Consider the following 16,845-nt stretch of genomic DNA (forward strand, 5'->3'; position numbering starts at 1 on the left):
GCCAGGCGTGTTGATCCTATCGAGCTGAGTTCCAGGGGACCCCAAATCCCTCTCGGCGCAGAGGCAAATCTCGTAAGAGGCACGCTAGATAACGAGGCGAGGGCCCGCGGAGGGAACGGGGCGACTGCCGGGGCTTGAGGGTCCTGCTTAGACCTCCGTCGCAATGCAGGCAGCGCTTTTCGCCCGGATTGCCATCGAGGAAAGTTGCAGCCTTGGCCAGCCACAACAGCACCTTGCGGACGGGCTCCACGGGAAGGTGGTTCTGAACCGAGTCGTCCTTCAAACAAGATTGAAGCGCAACGCGGCCTTTCAAGCTGAGCACCGCTTGAGCTTTGCGGCACCGCAACGTTCAATCACCGTATTGCCTTCCCGCGCATGAGCCTTTCCGGTCTTTGCACGTGCGCTCCGCTATGAAGCGCATGACGAATTCGACCGCCGAGCACGGCTGGAAATCGTATTACCGGTCTAACTGTTGTCGGGCGACATCGAAAAATGACCCCCATTTTTCGATGTCGCCCGACATCAGCATAGGTACAGCAGGTTTCAGCAATCCACTGCTGACCCCCGCTGTTGGGGGTTCAGCGGTACAGCATGTCGAAAATTAGGGTGCCGCAAATAGGGGTGCTGCGCTAGGGCGGTGGTCTTGGCCCTAGGACGCGCTGGCAGCGGGGCCGTACAGCGGCTTCGGTGCTTGGCTGTCCTGCAGGGCCACGCCCTCTCTACAACACCTCGGCACGAACCTGCGCCACCCCACGATCAGTAATCCCCAAGCTGTGCGCGGCGGCCAAGGATAGGTCTAGAATGCGGCCTCGGATCCATGGCCCGCGGTCATTAACGGTGACAATGACGCTTCGGTTGCCGTGAGTGACGCGTAACTTGGTGCCGAACGGCAGGTTGCGATGGGCGGCCGTTAGCAGATTCCGATTGAATGACGAACCACTCGCTGTCCTGCCTTTGGCATACGAATAGTAGGAAGCCTTTCCGGAAAAGACCCGATTGAAAGATTGGGCCGGATGATCGTTCGAGGGCTCTTGCGCTGGTTGCGCTTGCTGTGTGGTCGGAGGTTGCGATTGCGGGTCATCCTTCTTTGTATGATCAAGTCCGTCAGGAGCTGGCTCCGCGTGAGCCTTTGGGATGATGGACCATCTGTCATCAAAAGACTGCGCCACAGCAGGGCTCGCATGACTCGCTATCCAAGCCGGCATTGTTGCAATCGCGATCATTCTGCAAAGAAGTCGCATGATCGGCCTCGCACAAATGACACTGATGGACAATGCAAACTCATTGGCTCGCGTTCCTGCGCACGCACTCACGTGCAGAACAAAGGTGAATACATACCGACGCTTTGGACGCGATGTTCCGATGATGCTTAGGAGCGACGCAGCAACGGCTATTTCGCTGCGGCGCATCACACCAAAATGAGGGAGGGGGCTTAGATCTTTACGAGACGAAGGGCTCAACCGGCCCACGGGAAAATGCGCACGTGGGGGTCCCGCGTTGAATCAAGATTTCTGAGAAGAAAGGAATTTAGTGACGAAATCGAATACTACGGCACCGAAACATCTATGCAAAGGGTCCGGCGAACTTTAAGCGTGTGATGCGCGACTACGACTTAGACGAACATCATGTCATCTTGCTTACGAAGGCTTGCGAAGCTCTCGACCGTGTTGAAGAGGCGAGAGCGGCTATCAAGACCCACGGCCTGACTTATACCGATCGTTTTGGAACGCCGCGTGCGAGGCCGGAAGTCGCGATTGAGCGGGATAACTGGCTAGCTGTGGCCCGCCTCTTCCGTGAATTGGGTCTCGACCTTGCTGGTGATGGAAAGACCGCGCCGCCCTCATTGCCGGCCAGTCGATAATGCCAGTACGTAAACGTAATCTATCGCGCCGCACTGCTCTCAGCGCAAACGCGCAAGCGTGGCTTCGCGGCGATGCGTCATGTGGGTTCCTCCGCTTCAAACCTCAAGATGAATTGGCGGCTGTATGGGCGGAGTATGGAGACCACGAAAACGTGTTTTGGCAGAGCCGGTATTGTTTGCCGGCCCCGCGCGTACCGGGATAGCGCTGCTCTATTGAGCCAGCTCCATCATTGGTTTCCCTTTATCGACGATATGCACCGTCACCATCTGTAGGCTCTTGTCTCCGGCGATTTTGAACCCAGCATGCGGTACGTCACGAATGTTGATCGTGGCGGCTCCCGTAGGGAAGTGTATCTCCTTGCCATCGGGAAGTAAGAGCGTAGCACCGTCGAGCACGTAGACTGCTTCTTCGCCATGGTGAGTGTGCTTTGGTAGGTTGTTTCCGGTGGCACGTCAACGAGCTGATTATGATTTCCATGTTGGTGCCCGTCAGGTCAGCGCGCTTCAACTCCTGACGATTGGGCGGAAAAAGTAAGAGCGAAGCAAAGAACGGCTACCAGTCGAAGCATGGTCCATCCTCTAAATGTGGGCGCGTCTTCCAGCGCCCTGTGAAAGCGGCTGTCGAATAGCAACCTTTGCGGGAGTCAAGCCTGGCTTGCTGGCCGGACGTCTGAATAGGCAGTGAGACTGCTCGCACTGCATCGAGCGCGCTGCGTTCGCGGTCAGTTCGGCCCAGTCTTTTCCATAAACGGGCAAATCCTTCCGCGAACGTTAGAGCGGACTAAGACTCTAAACGGGGATTCTTGGAATCAATCGATCGAGAGCTTTCGCTTACTTTTCTTTCCGCCCGCTAACTTCTCGACGAGCAGGATAAGCGCGCGGCGCGTACTGCGGCTGTGAAGCCTTTTGAACGCAATAACCAAACGGATCGTCTCCCGCTCTTCAACACTACTAGGCAACGCACACCAACCGACACAGATGAAACAGTGTGAAGAATGTAAGCTCATCCGCAAACAGGCAACAAAACGTCCTAATTAACGTAAAGACGCGGCGCGGCTATCGGAATATCGGCGCGCCGGCTCAAAACCGCGTCCATAGGCGTATCAGGTGCCCCACCAAATTTAGAACCAACAACGCAATTTCCACCATCTTACGAACTACTTCGAGCCAGTGCATTCGAGGCCTCTGATCACTCTGCTGGATGCCTCGCTACACCGGCTCGGTAACCCGAGTGTCTCAAGCCGAAATATTTTGCTTTCGTTCGCGGTCGGTTCTGCCCGGAAACTTCTTTCGAAAAATAGAAAACCTTCCGCGAACGTTAGAACGCCTAGCGGACATGCCCAAGCGGCATGCCAAGCGTCATCGCCTTTTGACGAAGTGATGCTTCCGAACGCTTCATAGACTTGGCGATCTTAGCAACCGGCGTCTTCGCTTTGGAATGGGCGCGCAACTCTTTCACGTCCGATGCTGTGTATTCGCGCCGGACTCTCTTCTTCGCTTTTTTGGCCATAACGACTCCATTTCTATTCCCCGCTTCTAAGCAGAGGATGTGGGCCGCGCAATGGCGACATATCAATTTGCAGAAAGATAATATGCACGGCGATCTTGTAAGCGGAGGCCGAAGCCGCCTTACGCGCTGACAGAAAATCGAAATTGAACGAGCTTCGTTCCTTCGGAGGACGCGAGTTCGGAAGAGTAGCGGCGTGCAAGCTGCCGGTCTTTGCGATGATGATAGGTCAATTCTCGCGCGGCAGCTTCGCTATTGCCCTGCGCAAATTGATTTCAATGCACCTAGCGCAAATCCATTCGCCTTCCCCGGCTGGCGGATCAAGAATCACCAACTCGTTCGGCGGGTACTCTTCTTCGCAATGAGCGCAGCGGATGTCTTCTGGCATGAGAGTGTAGCCAAGTTCGGTACAACCGAAAACAAGAGTCGCCTAAACGGCGGGCATGTCGAGCGGTCCTCATTGGCATACTACACCCCATTGGCCCCGCGGTCTCTCCCGGCTGCCGGCCGCTGCCTACATCGGCGCGACGCCTCAGGAATTCGACCGGATGGTGAAGGCCGGGACCATGCCCCGGGCGGCTGAGATCGGTGGGGTGAATCGTTTTGTCCGGCTGGCGATAGACGTTTATCTAGACGCCATCTTCGATCCAAGGAGGTCAATTGATCGTGCCGGAAGGGGCGGTCGGCCCATCAAAGGGCGGAACTTGCGAAGGCGCTCGTTAGCGCCTGCGTCGAACAGTTGGGACGTATCCCCCCGGCGGCGGCCGCCTTGCGTAGTTTGAGCTGTGGCCCAAGGTGACGTGGCGAATGCAGGTCAATGTGTCGGGCGCCGAGCGTCCTCGCCACCGCCAAGCTCAATGACATCGACCCGCCGGCTTGGCTTGCCGACGTGCTGGCGCGCCTACCGGATCACTCTGCCAAACGCATTGACGAACTGCTGCCGGGAATTGGCAGCCTCAACGCCTCGCTCACGCCGCTCAAGTGCGATCAGCCTTCTGCCAACGGCCTAGCCAGGGCGCCTTCGCCGGATGCGTACGCCGGATGCGTACGGACGATCCCTTGCAGTTACATATTCAGCGAGCAGGTTCAAGGTCGCGCTCTAGCTGGCGACCAGGGTGGCTAGGAATTGCTCCATTGATGGCTGTGCAGCTTTCTGCATCTTGTGCAAATCTTCGGGTTTGAGATTTGTATATCGCCGCAACATTCGCCAGTCTTTGTGGCCTGTCACCATGGCAACCTGCTGTATCGAAAAGCCCGCTTCGAAGAGTCTACTTGTTCCTTCATGGCGCAAATCGTGAAAGCATAGGTCATCTATATCGATGGCGTTGCATGACCTACGGAAGGCAGCTCCTACGGACTTCGAGTGGTAAGGAAAAACGCGTCCGAGGCCGCGTGTGAGAATCCGCTGCTCGAGCATAATCTGCCAGGCATCGTACCCAGTCGAATTGAGTAGAGGAACCACTTGGTGGCTCCCGTCTTTGCGTCGAGGATCTTTGCGGTCGCGAATAGTGACCGTTCGCTTCGACATGTCGACATCAGACCACTCGATGCGGCAGATCTCAGCTTGGCGCATCCCTGTCGCCACAGCAAAGCGAACAATTCTACCAAGAGGTAGATACTGTTGGGCGTTAGATTCGGTGTATCCGATCAGTCGATCGAGTTCGTCTTGACTGGGGCGCCGATCTCGTTCGTTTGACTTTCCGACCAGATCCAGGTGCTTTAGGGCAGCTCTGGCCAGCTGTACGTTCTCGACTGAAACGTTGATGCCGTGGACTGCGGCAGCGTGGAGTAGGATCGTTCGGATGAATGAGAAATCGATCGCAAGGGTGGCCGGTCCAGCGCCTTGAGCAGCTCGCTTTCGTCCGAACTCAATCAATCTCTCCCTGCTCAGCTCTTTGAGGTTTGTTCGTCCAAGCGAGATCTTGAGGGCCTTGAGCACCATCGACTTGGATCGTCGTACAGGCTTGCCGACCTGGGCAAGATCGTCGAGATGCAGGGTGATCAAATCGGAAAAAATGCGAGGCTGCTCAAAAGGCCGGGAACGCCGAATTGGGGTGCCGCGATCGATAGAGCGCTCGACATCAAGCGCCCATTCTTCAGCATCGCGCCGTCGCACGAACGTGTTTGCGACGTACTCGTTTTTCCTCCTGACCTGAACGCGCCAGCTTCCCGATTTGAGCTTCGTAAACGTCGGCATTGCGTGTGCACTCCACCCCGATTTCGTGTGCGCTTCGTGTGCACCGGGAGATCAAATGCGGTACAAACGTGTGCAATTTTGGCTAGTTTGGAGTGCACACGTGTGCACTTGTTCCTGTTCTAGTCCGTTGAAATGATAGGGTAAGTAATTGGAATATCAAGGCTATCGCTTTTCCGTGGCACCCATGATGGATTGGACCGACCGGCACTGCCGGGTGTTCCACCGTCAGCTGACCCGGCGCGCGCTGCTCTATACGGAGATGCTGACCACCGGCGCCGTCCTTCATGGTGATCGAGAGCGGCTGCTCCGGTTCGACGCGTGCGAGCATCCCGTGGCGCTGCAGCTTGGCGGGTCGGATCCGCGCGAGCTCGCGCTCGCTGCGCGGATCGGCGAAGATTTAGGCTATGACGAGATCAATCTTAACGTTGGCTGTCCGTCCGACCGCGTGAAGGACGGCCGCTTCGGCGCCTGCCTGATGGCGGAGCCGGAGCTGGTGGCGCAATGCGTCGAGGCCATGAAGCACGCGGTTGGCGTGCCCGTCACCGTGAAGTGCCGCATCGGCATCGACGAGCAGGATCCGGAAGTCGCGCTCGACACGCTTGCGCGCGCGGTAGTCGCCGCCGGCTGCAACGCGCTGATCGTGCACGCCCGTAAGGCCTGGCTCAACGGCCTGTCGCCGAAGGAGAACCGTGACATCCCGCCGCTCGACTATGATCGCGTCTATCGCCTCAAGCGCGCGATGCCCGATGTGCCCATCATCATCAATGGCGGCGTCCCTGGCCTCGATGAGGCGAAGGCACATCTCGATCACGTTGATGGCGTGATGCTCGGCCGTGCCGCCTATCAGGAGCCGTGGCGGCTGCTCAGCGTCGATCAGGAGATCTTCGGCGAGGCGGCGCCGCATGCGACCATGCAGGAGGCGTTCGAGGCGATGATGCCCTATATCGAGGCGCAGCTCGCGCGCGGCACGCGGCTGCACGCCATCACGCGGCATTTCGTCGGCGCATTCCACGCCGTGCCAGGTGCGCGCGCTTTTCGTCGCCATCTTGCCGAGCAGGGTGTCAAGCCGGGCGCCGGCGTCGAGGTGTTGCGTGATGCGATCGCGCGTGTCGGGGCGCGTGCGCCGACAGAGGCGGCGGCGTAAGTCTGCCTAATCCACCGCCGTCCGCGAGCGCCGATGGCTGCTCTGCAGCTCCGGATAGCCGGTCAGCATCAGCGTGTCGGCGCGGACGCCCCAACTCTCCAGGCGGTCAAGGAAACTCATGCCGAGCAGGTTGGTCTTCATCTGTCCGCGCTGCACGACGAGGGCCGGCACCGATTTTTCGACGAGATGGCCGACGGCGAGGCGGTCGAGGGTGAGCCGGGCCGCCTTGGTGTGGCCGCCGGCGGTTTCGAGATCGACGTCATATTCGAGCATCTCGAGCGGCAGTCCGATCGCTTTTGCGGTTTCCCAGGTCAGCACAACGGAGGTCGCGCCGGTGTCGATCACCATTGGAGCGGCGACGCCGTTGATCTTCGCGCGCAGCGCGAATTCGCCGCCCTGGCCGCGCTGGATGTGCACGGCGGGCGGTGGGGCGGCAGTCTGCGCCCGGAAAATATGCGAGACCTTGTTGCTGGCGCGCGCGATCTGACCGGGATCGCCATAGGCGACGACGGCACCGGCCGTGCCTGCGAGCATGATGAGAACCAGCAGGAAGCGGATCATCGGGTGCCTCCGACGGCGCGCGCGGCGGTCAGGCGCGTTTCGGCGATCCAGCGATCGGCGTCAGTCCTGCGTCCGTCATGCGCGCCGGCAGCAGCGCCATGACCGCGAGGCGTTCCGCGCTCTCCATGGCGTGCCAGCGTGCGATCTCCGGCAGGGTGCGGCCGCAGCCGAAGCACAGCTTGGTCCTGGGGTCGATCATGCAGACGGCGACGCACGGCGTTTCTTTGCTCATTCGGACATAGTGGGGGATGGTCGGGCATTTCTGCAAGCATCTCGTTAAGAGCCCGTGCCTGCGCTCATGATCGGCTTGTGGCGCGGCCGGCGCTTCTCGTCGCCAAGCGCGGAACTCTCCGGCTGGAGCGGCGGGGCGTCATCCGACATCGGTGCCAGCGCGCTCATCACCCGCTCCGGCGGGAAGGTGACGATCACCTCGGTGCCGATGCGCAGCTTCGATTTCAGCGTGAACGTGCCGCCGTGCAGGTCGATCAGGTTCTTGGCGATCGGCAGGCCGAGCCCGGCGCCCTGTTCGGCCGACTTGATCGAGTTGGAGCCCTGGCCGAACGAGGCGAGCACGACCGGAATCTCGTTCTCGGGAATGCCGGAGCCGGAATCCTTCACCGAGAGATATTGTCCGCCAGAGGCCGTCCAGCCGGCCTTGAGCCAGATCTCGCCGCCTTGCGGGGTGAACTTGATCGAGTTGGAGAGCAGATTGAGCACGACCTGGCGGACCGCGCGTTCGTCGGCCCACAGCCGCGGCATCGCCTGCTCGAACACTTCATGGATCGTGATGCCGCGGCTGGACGCGCGCAACTTCATCAGATGATGGCAGTCGGCGACGATGCCGACCAGCGACACCGCTTCCTCGTTCAGTTCGTAGCGGCCCGCCTCGATCCGCGACAGATCGAGGATCTCGTTGATCAGGTTGAGCAGGTGCACGCCGGAATTATGAATGTCGGCGGAATATTCCTTGTACACGCCGACTGCATGGGCGCCGAAAATCTCGCTCTTCATCACCTCGGAGAAGCCGAGGATCGCGTTCAGTGGCGTGCGCAGCTCGTGGCTCATCTGCGCAAGAAAGCGCGATTTGGCGACATTGGCGGATTCGGCGCGGTGACGCGCCTCGTCCGAGATTGCTTTCGCCTGTTCCAGCTCGCCGATCAGCGCATCCTTCTCGGCGCGCGCCTCGAGGGTTGCGAAGGTGGAGGAGTGCAGACGGTGCGCCAGCAGCACGAAATAGCCTTCGGCCGCGAGCGCGAGCGCCGCCAGGATGTAATTGTCCAGCGAGCCGGTGATCACGAAGCTCAGCGCCATCGCGACCGCGACCGGCGCGGTGGCGGCAAGGGCTGCGATCGGCAAATTGGCGGCAAGCATGCTCGATACTGCGATCACCAGCAGCATCAGGAACATCATCAGCGTTTCCGTGACCATGTCGAGCACGGGATGGATCAGGATAGCCATCCAGCACAGGCCATAGAGCAGGTCGAGCAGGACGAAGCGCGTCCGCCAGGCGCGCGTTGAGGTCGGTGAGGCGGGCTCCGCCAGGAAGCGCCGGCAGCTGCGGATCATCGCCGCGTGAATGCAGATCATGCCGCAGGTCCAGGCCGCGGCCGGGATCGGCTGCATCCAAAACCCGAACAGAACGCCAGTGGCAACCACCAGCAGCATCACGACGTAAGAGGCGGACAGCCGGGTCTGCGCATACTGGCGCAACATCTCGGCGTCGAAGGCCGGCCGGGTTCCGCTGGTCGACGTTAACTTGTCGCGCGCCTCGCGCACCCGCTGCGCCGCGGCCCTTCGGCTGCTCGCCGACGGAGCGCTGACCGGCTCGGCCGGAAGCTGAACTACCTCTGGCTTTTCAGCGGGGTTACTCATCGAAACGACAACGATTCCTGGCCCGCGCGAGGCGGGCCTTCTGCATTGTCTATCTCTGGCAAGAAATCCTTAAGAGCTGACTTAAGGAGCTAAAGAATTACGTTAACCGCGCGTTAATTTTCAGCTCGCGCGCTGCCGTTCAATGCAGCGCAGCATGCTGTGCGACATAGACGACGGCGCCCGCCAGATAGCCCGCGAGCGCGGGGCCCGCGATGCGGCGGGCGTACCAGAGGAACTCGATCCGCTCGAGCCCCATGGCGGCGACGCCTGCGGCCGAGCCGATGATCAGGATCGAGCCGCCGGTGCCGGCGCAATAGGCGATGAACTCCCAGATGAAGCTGTCCGGCGGGTAGTGACCGAGGTCGTACATGCCCATGGTCGCGGCGACCAGCGGGACGTTGTCGATCACCGCGCTGAGCAGGCCGAGCACGACGACGATGATGTCCTGGCGGCCGATCGTCGCCTCCAGCCATCGCGCCAGGATCGTGAGCAGGCCCGCATGTTCGAGGCAGGCGACCGCGAGCAGGATACCAACGAAGAACACGATCGACCCCATGTCGATCCGCGTCAAGGCGTGCGCCAGCGTGAGCGGATGGCGGACATGCTCGTCCTTGCTGCGGTGGACGATTTCGCCGACCAACCAGACGATGCCGAGCCCGAGCAGCACGCCCATGAAGGGCGGCAGATGCGTGACCGCCTTGAAGGCGGGCACGGCGATCAGCGTGCCGAGCCCGAGATAGAACATCAGGTTGCGCTCGAATACCTCGATGACCTGCAAGCCGTCCTCCTTCGGCGGCGCTGCGATGGTCTTCCCCCTCACCAGGAAGCTGAGGAAGACGAGCGGGACGAGCAGATTGACCAGCGAGGGCAGGAACACTGCGCCCATGATGTTCAGCGGCGTGATCTGTCCGCCGATCCACAGCATGGTCGTGGTGACGTCGCCGATCACGGTCCATGCGCCGCCGGCGTTCGCGGCGATGACGATGAGGGAGGCGAACAGCAGCCGGTCGTCGCGCTTGGCGATCAGCCGCTGGATCAGCGAGACCATCACGATGGTGGTGGTCAGATTGTCCAGGATCGCGCTGAGCACGAAGGCCACGAAACCGACCAGCCACATCAGCCGGACCTGGCTCGTCGTGCTGATGCGGGAGGTGATGACCTCGAAGCCGTCATGGGCGTCGATGACCTCGACGATGGTCATCGCGCCGATGAGGAAGAACACGATCTGCGCGGTCGAGGCGACGGACTCGTTGAGCGCATGGTTGACCAGGGCATGGTCGCCCGTGGTGGTCGCGTAGACGGTCCAGAGCAATGCCGCGCCGATCAGCGCGCTGGCACTCTTGTTGATTCCGAGCGGATGCTCGAGCGCGATCGCCGCATAGGCGACAATGAAGATGACGGCGATCGCGGTCAGCAAGGTGGGGATGGTCCCTCAGACGTCAGCGTTGCAGGCGCGCAAGCAGGCTCGACGTATCCCAGCGCTTGCCGCCCATCTTCTCGACCTCGGAGTAGAACTGGTCGACCAGCGCGGTCACCGGCAGGTTGGCGCCGTTGCGACGGGCTTCGGCCAGCGAGATCGAGAGGTCCTTGCGCATCCATTCGACCGCGAAGCCGAAATCGTATTTGCCGTCATTCATGGTCTTGTAGCGGTTTTCCATCTGCCAGGACTGCGCCGCGCCCTTGGAGATGGTCTCGATCACCGCGGCGACGTCGAGGCCGCTCTTCTTGGCGAAGTGGATGCCCTCGGAAAGGCCCTGCACGAGGCCGGCGATGCAGATCTGGTTGACCATCTTGGTCAGCTGGCCGCTTCCGGCGGGCCCGAGCAGCTTGCACATCCGCGCATAGGCGCCCGTGATGATCGGCTCGGCGCCGGCATAGGCATCCTGCGCACCGCCGCACATCACCGTCAGCACGCCGTTCTCGGCGCCGGCCTGGCCGCCGGAGACGGGCGCGTCGACGAACTTGAAGCCGGCCTTGGTCGCCGCCGCGTCCAGTTCGCGGGCGACCTCGGCGGAGGCGGTGGTGTGGTCGACGAAGGTCGCGCCTTTCTTCATGCCGGCGAAGGCGCCATCGGGCCCGATGGCGACCGCGCGCAGGTCATTGTCGTTGCCGACGCAGCACATCACGAAATCCTGTCCCTCGGCCGCAGCCTTGGGAGTCGGTGCGGCCTTGCCGCCGAACTTGTCCGCCCACTCCTTCGCCTTGGCCGCGGTGCGGTTGTAGACGGTGACCTCATGGCCCCCTTTTTTCACGAGGTGTCCGGCCATGGGGAAGCCCATCACGCCGAGACCGAGGAAAGCGACTTTAGCCATGTGTGTGTCCGTAGCTTGAGTTTTACGGTTGCAGCCGGGCGAGGGGCGCCGGCCGAGGATCCTAAGGTTCCACATGAAGGGGAACGGGCGCACCATAAACCCTTGAGGCGGGAGGGCAACGGCTTCGTTTGACGCCCCCCTGTGCTAGGATGGCTGATCTGGGATCTTCAACGAGGACTTCAAAAAAAGGGAGCAGAGGGATGGGCGGCGTGAGCGTTGGCGTGCTCGATCATTTCAACATCCGGACCCGGCATCTGGCCGAGACCGTCCGCTTCTACGAGGACGTGCTGGGCCTGGAAAAAGGCCCACGGCCCGATTTCTCCTTTCCCGGCGCTTGGATGTACAGCGAGGGCAAGGCGGTGGTGCACCTCGTCGATATTTCTCCGACCGCCGAGCCACAAAAGCCGGATTCCGGCGTTGTCCACCACGTCGCCTTCGTCAGCCGCGGGTTCGACGGCATGAAGCAGCGGCTGGCCTCCAAAGGCATGAAATTCGACTCCCGCCAGGTGCCCGGCGGCGAGCTCTGGCAGATCTTCGTCCACGACCCCAACGGGGTCATGATCGAGCTCAATTACGAGGCCGCCAGCGAGCAGGGGGCCGCGCCCGCCGAGATGGCTGACGATATCGGCAGGCAGTAGCCTTTTGGGCGTTTCCGCTCTAATGGGGCATCCTGAACTTTAGGAGATGCGCTTTGAGCGTGACGCAGCAACAGGTTCTCGACAGCCTCGCCAAGATCAAGTCGCCGCGCGGGGTCGCGCTCACCAATGCCAATGTGTTGAGCGCGATCAGCGCCTCGGACGGCAAGGTGTTCTTCTCGATCAATGTCGATGCCGCCGAGGCGCGGGCCTGGGAGTCCATCCGGGCTGAGGCCGAGGCCGCCGTGCGCGCTATCCCCGGCGTCACCACCGTCATGGTGGCGCTGACTGCCGAGCGCAAGCCGGGCTCCGCGCCGCCACCCCCGCAGCCGAGCCGCGGCACGCCGGGCGTGCAGCCGGCCCATGCCCACAAGCCGCCGTCGCAGGGCGGCGCTCAATCGCCGATGGCGCGGCAGTCCGAAATTCCGGGCGTTGCCGCGGTGATCGCGGTCGCCTCCGGCAAGGGCGGCGTCGGCAAGTCGACCACCGCGCTCAACCTTGCGCTCGGCCTGCGCGATCTCGGCCTCAAGGTCGGGCTGCTCGACGCCGACATTTACGGCCCCTCGGTGCCGCGCCTCACCGGCCTGCGCGACAAGCCGGAGCTGAACAGCGAGCGCAAGATGATTCCGCTCCGCCGCTTCGGCCTCGCCATCATGTCGATCGGCTTCCTCGTGGAGGAAGAGACCGCCATGATTTGGCGCGGGCCGATGGTGATGTCGGCGGTGACGCAGATGCTGCGCGACGTCGCATGGGGCCAGCTCGACGTGCTGGTCGTCGACATGCCGCCGGGCACCGGCGATGCCCAGCTCACGCTGGCGCAGAACGTGCCGCTGAAGGGCGCCGTGATCGTCTCGACCCCGCAGGACCTGTCCCTGATCGACGCAAGGCGGGGACTTGCGATGTTCAAGAAGGTCAACGTCCCCGTGCTCGGCATCGTCGAGAACATGAGCTATTTCCAGTGCCCGCATTGCGGCACGAAATCCGACATCTTCGGCCATGGCGGCGCCCGTCACGAGGCCGAGAAGCTCGGGGTACCGTTCCTGGGCGAGATCCCGCTGCACATGGCGATTCGCACCACCTCGGACGCCGGCAACCCCGTAGTCGACAGCGAACCGGACGGGCCCCATGCGGCGATCTACCGCGCCATTGCGGGGCAGGTCCGGGACCAGCTCAAGGGCGTGATCGCCGCAGCCTGAGGCTGCGAGGCCGATCCGCTGGGGACATGCGACTTTCGTAGAGTCCCGTCATGCCATTGTCGCGTTCCGAAAGCGCCCCGTCCGTGTTAAACGCCCACGGCAGTCAAGCCCCTTCGGTTCGACGCGGCCTGAACGCGTCGCCGGAATGAGCGGCGGCACAAAGAGACGTTAAGGGGAAACGCCCCAGCAAGGAGAGACCTGAAGATGAAGCGTCGTGATTTCCTGAAAGTGTCGGCAGCAGGCGCGGCGGCGACCGCCGCGGTGGCCTCGCCGGCGATCGCGCAATCCTCGCCCGAGATCAAGTGGCGCATGACTTCGAGCTTCCCGAAGTCGCTCGATACCATCTATGGCGGCGGTGAGCAGGTGGCGAAGTACGTCGCCGAAATGACCGACAACAAATTCCAGATCCAGGTGTTCGCTGCCGGTGAAATCGTGCCCGGCCTGCAGGCGCTCGACGCGACCTCGAACGGCACGGTCGAGATGTGCCACACCGTCTCCTACTACTATGTCGGCAAGGACCCGACCTGGGCGATCTACGCCTCCGTGCCGTTCGGCCTCAATGCGCGCCAGCAGAACTCCTGGTGGTACCAAGGCGGCGGCGAGCAGCTTGGCAACGAGTTCTTCAAGAAGTCGAACGTGATCGGCCAACCCTGCGGCAACACCGGCACCCAGATGGGTGGCTGGTTCCGCAAGGAGATCAAGACCGTTGCGGACCTCTCCGGCCTCAAGATGCGCATCGGCGGCATCGCCGGCCAGGTGCTCCAGAAGGTCGGCGTGGTGCCGCAGCAGCTCGCTGGCGGCGACATCTATCCGGCGCTGGAGAAGGGCACCATCGACGCAGCCGAATGGGTCGGTCCCTACGATGACGAGAAGCTCGGCTTCGCCAAGGTCGCCAAGTACTACTACTATCCGGGCTTCTGGGAAGGCGGTCCGACCGTCCACGCCTTCACCAACCTCGACAAGTGGAATTCGCTGCCGAAGAGCTACCAGGCGATCCTCACCAACGCGATGGCCAATGCCAACAGCTGGATGGCCGCGCGCTACGACATGCAGAACCCGGCGGCGCTGAAGCGTCTGGTCGCCGGCGGCACCCAGCTTCGCCCGTTCACCAACGAGGTCCTGGAAGCCTGCCTCAAGGCGACCAACGAGCTGTGGGCGGAGATTTCGGCCAAGAACCCCGATTTCAAGAAATCGATCGACGCCATGCAGGCCTACCGGTCCGACGAATATCTGTGGTGGCAGGTCGCCGAATACACCTATGACAGCTTCATGATCCGGTCGCGCACCCGCGGCTGATCGTTCGAGCACGTCGCAATCGGAAAGCCCGGCCTCCAACGAGGCCGGGCTTTTTCTTGCTCGGGCGGGTGCCAAAAAAATATCGAAAACAACCCCATGCACAGTAGAACGAGGTGAGGGCGGGCTTGCGCGTCGCTGCTGCCAGCGGCTTGAGGGGACGAGGCAATTCAGCGGCATATCGCGATCACTGAGCCGCCGGTACCGACGCGCCGATTTTTGCGACCGTGACCGCCATGACGGCGAATGGCGTTGGGGCTCACCCGACCAGCGAGGCGGTTTGACACGTCGGGCAAAACAGTGGCATAAAGCGATAATCGTATAATCCGAAATCGATCCGCCGCCGATCCCGGGGAGGGACGATGGACTTCGATCCCGATGAGGTTCAGCGCGCGCTGCGCAAGGCATGGTCGCTTTCGACGGCCAGCCAATGGACGGCGGACAATCCGGCGGCAGGCCAATGCAACGTCACCTCGCTGCTGATCCACGAGCTCTTCGGCGGTGACCTGCTGAAGACGCCGCTGCCGGCCGGCGACCATTTCTACAATCGGATCGAAGGCAAGAGGTACGACTTCACGGCGAGCCAGTTCGATGCGCCGATCGCTTACATGGACGTTCCGGCGGATCGTGCCGACGCGGAGTTGGGAGCAACCGGCGAGCAACTCGCCGAACTCAGGGCCGCTTTTCAGGAGCACCGTCCGAGCCCGACGCGGCAAGGCTGAGAACCTTTTTCTTTGCCGCATTGCGATCGCGATGGCATTTCGTCAGCCGTTACGCCATGCTGGCCCTCAAGCCTCGCCAAGAAGGCCCACAATCACAATCCATCAGGGCAGGAAATCATGAAGAGAAGAGACTTCATCAAGGTCACAGGACTTGGTGCGGCCGGTGCCGCCACGCTCGCTGCGCCCGCGATCGCGCAGTCGATGCCGGAAATCAAATGGCGCATGCCGACGAGCTGGCCGAAATCACTCGACACGCTGTTCGGTGGCGCCGAGATGATGTGCAAGATGGTCGCGGAGGCCACCGACAACAAATTCCAGATCCAGATCTTCGCGGCCGGTGAGATCGTGCCGGGCCTCCAGGTGCTCGACGCCGTGCAGAACGCCACCTGCGAGATCGGCCACACCGCCTCCTACTATTATTTCGGCAAGGACCCGACCTTCACCTTCGGCTCGGCAGTGCCGTTCGGTCCCAACATGCGTATCAACCAGGCCTGGTATATGCAGGGCGGCGGGCGCGAGGTGCTCAACGAGTTCTACAAGAGCTACAACGTCATCTCGCTGCTCGCGGGCAACACCGGCTGCCAGATGGGCGGCTGGTTCAGGAAAGAGGTCAACACGCCCGAAGACCTCAGGGGCATGAAATTCCGCATCGGCGGCTTCACCGGCCGCGTGCTCCAGAAGCTCGGCGTGGTGCCGCAGCAGCTCGCCGGCGGCGACATCTATCCGGCGCTGGAGAAGGGCACGATCGACGCGGCCGAATGGGTCGGCCCCTATGACGACGAGAAGCTCGGCTTCTACAAGATCGCGCCGCATTACTACTATCCCGGCTGGTGGGAGGGCGGGCCGATGCTGATGGCCTTCGTCAACCTCGACAAGTGGAACGCGCTGCCGAAATATTACCAGAGCGTACTGGAGCAGGCCGGCCATTACGCCAACAACTACATGATGGCGCGCTACGACACCGCCAATCCGCTGGCGCTGAGGAAGCTGCTCGCCAGCGGCACCAAGCTGCACGCCTTCTCGCCGCCGATCATGGACGCCTGCTACAAGGCGGCCAAGGAGCTGCATGCCGAGGTCGGCGCGACCAACCCCAACTTCAAGAAGGTGCACGACTCCCTCGCAAAATTCTCCAGCGACGGCTACGCCTGGTTCCAGGTCGCTGAGGTCGGCTACGATATCTTCATGGCGCGTCGCTCGCAGAGCTGAGCGTCACCGCCTGTCGCATGCAGCGCCCCGGAGCGAAGGCTTCGGGGCGTTGTTGTCGCAGCGTTTGGAAGGTGTCCCACTAAATGAAAACGTGAAAAACAACCCATACGCCGTAGACGAGGGGTGAGGGCGGGATGCCCGGTGGATTCCGCCAACGGTCTGACACGTCTGGGCAAATCAGCAGAATGACGCGATCCTCGGCGCAGCCGAGGGCCCGGCGCCGCATTTTGAAGCCAGGGTGCATCAGAAGGCGAAAGCGGCCCATCTTGCGAGCTACCTTCTGCAGCTAAGGGCCGCAAGCTGGGTGCAGCAAACTCCTAACGACATTGTTTTGCCCGC

At 61.8% G+C, this 16,845-nt stretch carries 15 protein-coding genes and 2 pseudogenes; 8 read left to right on the plus strand and 9 right to left on the minus strand.

The genetic code is table 11. The annotated features are described in order from the left end of the window. Window positions 1–719 precede the first annotated feature (719 nt). Window positions 720–1,004: pseudogene (locus AC5V87_RS16930) on the minus strand (septal ring lytic transglycosylase RlpA family protein); the annotation flags it as partial. 593 nt (window positions 1,005–1,597) lie between these two features. Here AC5V87_RS16930 and AC5V87_RS16935 point away from each other — a divergent pair. Beyond that, window positions 1,598–1,861: a P27 family phage terminase small subunit gene (locus AC5V87_RS16935; protein WP_456839107.1), complete on the plus strand. Its 264-nt coding sequence runs from the start codon at window positions 1,598–1,600 to the stop codon at window positions 1,859–1,861. 210 nt (window positions 1,862–2,071) lie between these two features. On the opposite strand, the gene AC5V87_RS16940 is transcribed toward AC5V87_RS16935, so the two are convergent. Together AC5V87_RS16940 and AC5V87_RS16945 are read right to left on the minus strand one after the other, a co-directional pair. Further along, the gene (locus AC5V87_RS16940; protein WP_456839106.1) at window positions 2,072–2,257 is read right to left on the minus strand and encodes a cupin domain-containing protein; all 186 of its coding nucleotides are present in this window, start codon (window positions 2,255–2,257) and stop codon (window positions 2,072–2,074) included. 931 nt (window positions 2,258–3,188) lie between these two features. Then, window positions 3,189–3,371: a hypothetical protein gene (locus tag AC5V87_RS16945; protein WP_456839105.1), complete on the minus strand. Its 183-nt coding sequence runs from the start codon at window positions 3,369–3,371 to the stop codon at window positions 3,189–3,191. An 829-nt stretch (window positions 3,372–4,200) separates the two neighbouring features. Here AC5V87_RS16945 and AC5V87_RS16950 point away from each other — a divergent pair. Beyond that, window positions 4,201–4,311: pseudogene (locus tag AC5V87_RS16950) on the plus strand (transposase domain-containing protein); the annotation flags it as partial. A gap of 156 nt (window positions 4,312–4,467) precedes the next feature. Here the strand turns inward: AC5V87_RS16950 and AC5V87_RS16955 are convergent. After that, window positions 4,468–5,565, minus strand: a complete 1,098-nt coding sequence (locus AC5V87_RS16955; RefSeq protein WP_495371625.1) for an integrase — start codon at window positions 5,563–5,565, stop codon at window positions 4,468–4,470. A 184-nt stretch (window positions 5,566–5,749) separates the two neighbouring features. Between AC5V87_RS16955 and dusA the strand changes: the two genes are divergently transcribed. After that, window positions 5,750–6,709, plus strand: coding sequence for a tRNA dihydrouridine(20/20a) synthase DusA (gene dusA / locus AC5V87_RS16960; RefSeq protein WP_495371626.1), 960 nt, complete (start codon window positions 5,750–5,752; stop codon window positions 6,707–6,709). A 6-nt stretch (window positions 6,710–6,715) separates the two neighbouring features. On the opposite strand, the gene AC5V87_RS16965 is transcribed toward dusA, so the two are convergent. The 5 genes from AC5V87_RS16965 to AC5V87_RS16985 all read right to left on the minus strand — a co-directional run bounded on the left by AC5V87_RS16965 (window position 6,716) and on the right by AC5V87_RS16985 (window position 11,454). Beyond that, window positions 6,716–7,270 (minus strand): TIGR02281 family clan AA aspartic protease, encoded by a 555-nt coding sequence (locus AC5V87_RS16965; RefSeq protein ID WP_456839102.1) that lies wholly within the window; start codon window positions 7,268–7,270, stop codon window positions 6,716–6,718. 28 nt (window positions 7,271–7,298) lie between these two features. Next, on the minus strand, window positions 7,299–7,502 hold the full coding sequence (locus AC5V87_RS16970; RefSeq protein WP_456839101.1) for a DUF1289 domain-containing protein: 204 nt from the start codon (window positions 7,500–7,502) through the stop codon (window positions 7,299–7,301). A gap of 44 nt (window positions 7,503–7,546) precedes the next feature. Beyond that, window positions 7,547–9,142, minus strand: a complete 1,596-nt coding sequence (locus AC5V87_RS16975; RefSeq protein ID WP_456839100.1) for a sensor histidine kinase — start codon at window positions 9,140–9,142, stop codon at window positions 7,547–7,549. Window positions 9,143–9,281: 139 nt separating this feature from the next. Beyond that, window positions 9,282–10,559 (minus strand): sodium:proton antiporter NhaD, encoded by a 1,278-nt coding sequence (gene nhaD, locus AC5V87_RS16980; protein ID WP_456839099.1) that lies wholly within the window; start codon window positions 10,557–10,559, stop codon window positions 9,282–9,284. A gap of 22 nt (window positions 10,560–10,581) precedes the next feature. Next, window positions 10,582–11,454 carry an NAD(P)-dependent oxidoreductase gene (locus tag AC5V87_RS16985; RefSeq protein ID WP_495371627.1) on the minus strand — a complete coding sequence of 291 codons (873 nt, stop codon included), beginning with the start codon at window positions 11,452–11,454 and terminating at the stop codon, window positions 10,582–10,584. Between the two features lie 200 nt (window positions 11,455–11,654). On the opposite strand from AC5V87_RS16985, the gene AC5V87_RS16990 reads away from it, so the two are divergent. From AC5V87_RS16990 to AC5V87_RS17010, 5 genes are all read left to right on the plus strand, one after another. Beyond that, complete coding sequence (locus tag AC5V87_RS16990) at window positions 11,655–12,092, plus strand: VOC family protein (protein WP_456839098.1); 438 nt, start codon at window positions 11,655–11,657, stop codon at window positions 12,090–12,092. Between the two features lie 53 nt (window positions 12,093–12,145). Further along, window positions 12,146–13,285 (plus strand): Mrp/NBP35 family ATP-binding protein, encoded by a 1,140-nt coding sequence (locus AC5V87_RS16995; protein WP_456839097.1) that lies wholly within the window; start codon window positions 12,146–12,148, stop codon window positions 13,283–13,285. Between the two features lie 204 nt (window positions 13,286–13,489). Then, window positions 13,490–14,581 (plus strand): TRAP transporter substrate-binding protein, encoded by a 1,092-nt coding sequence (locus AC5V87_RS17000; protein WP_456839096.1) that lies wholly within the window; start codon window positions 13,490–13,492, stop codon window positions 14,579–14,581. A 359-nt stretch (window positions 14,582–14,940) separates the two neighbouring features. Further along, complete coding sequence (locus AC5V87_RS17005) at window positions 14,941–15,300, plus strand: YunG family protein (RefSeq protein ID WP_456839095.1); 360 nt, start codon at window positions 14,941–14,943, stop codon at window positions 15,298–15,300. Between the two features lie 117 nt (window positions 15,301–15,417). Beyond that, window positions 15,418–16,506, plus strand: coding sequence for a TRAP transporter substrate-binding protein (locus AC5V87_RS17010; protein ID WP_456839094.1), 1,089 nt, complete (start codon window positions 15,418–15,420; stop codon window positions 16,504–16,506). Window positions 16,507–16,845: the final 339 nt, after the last annotated feature.

The sequence above is a fragment of the Bradyrhizobium sp. SOJA106 genome (assembly GCF_059448745.1).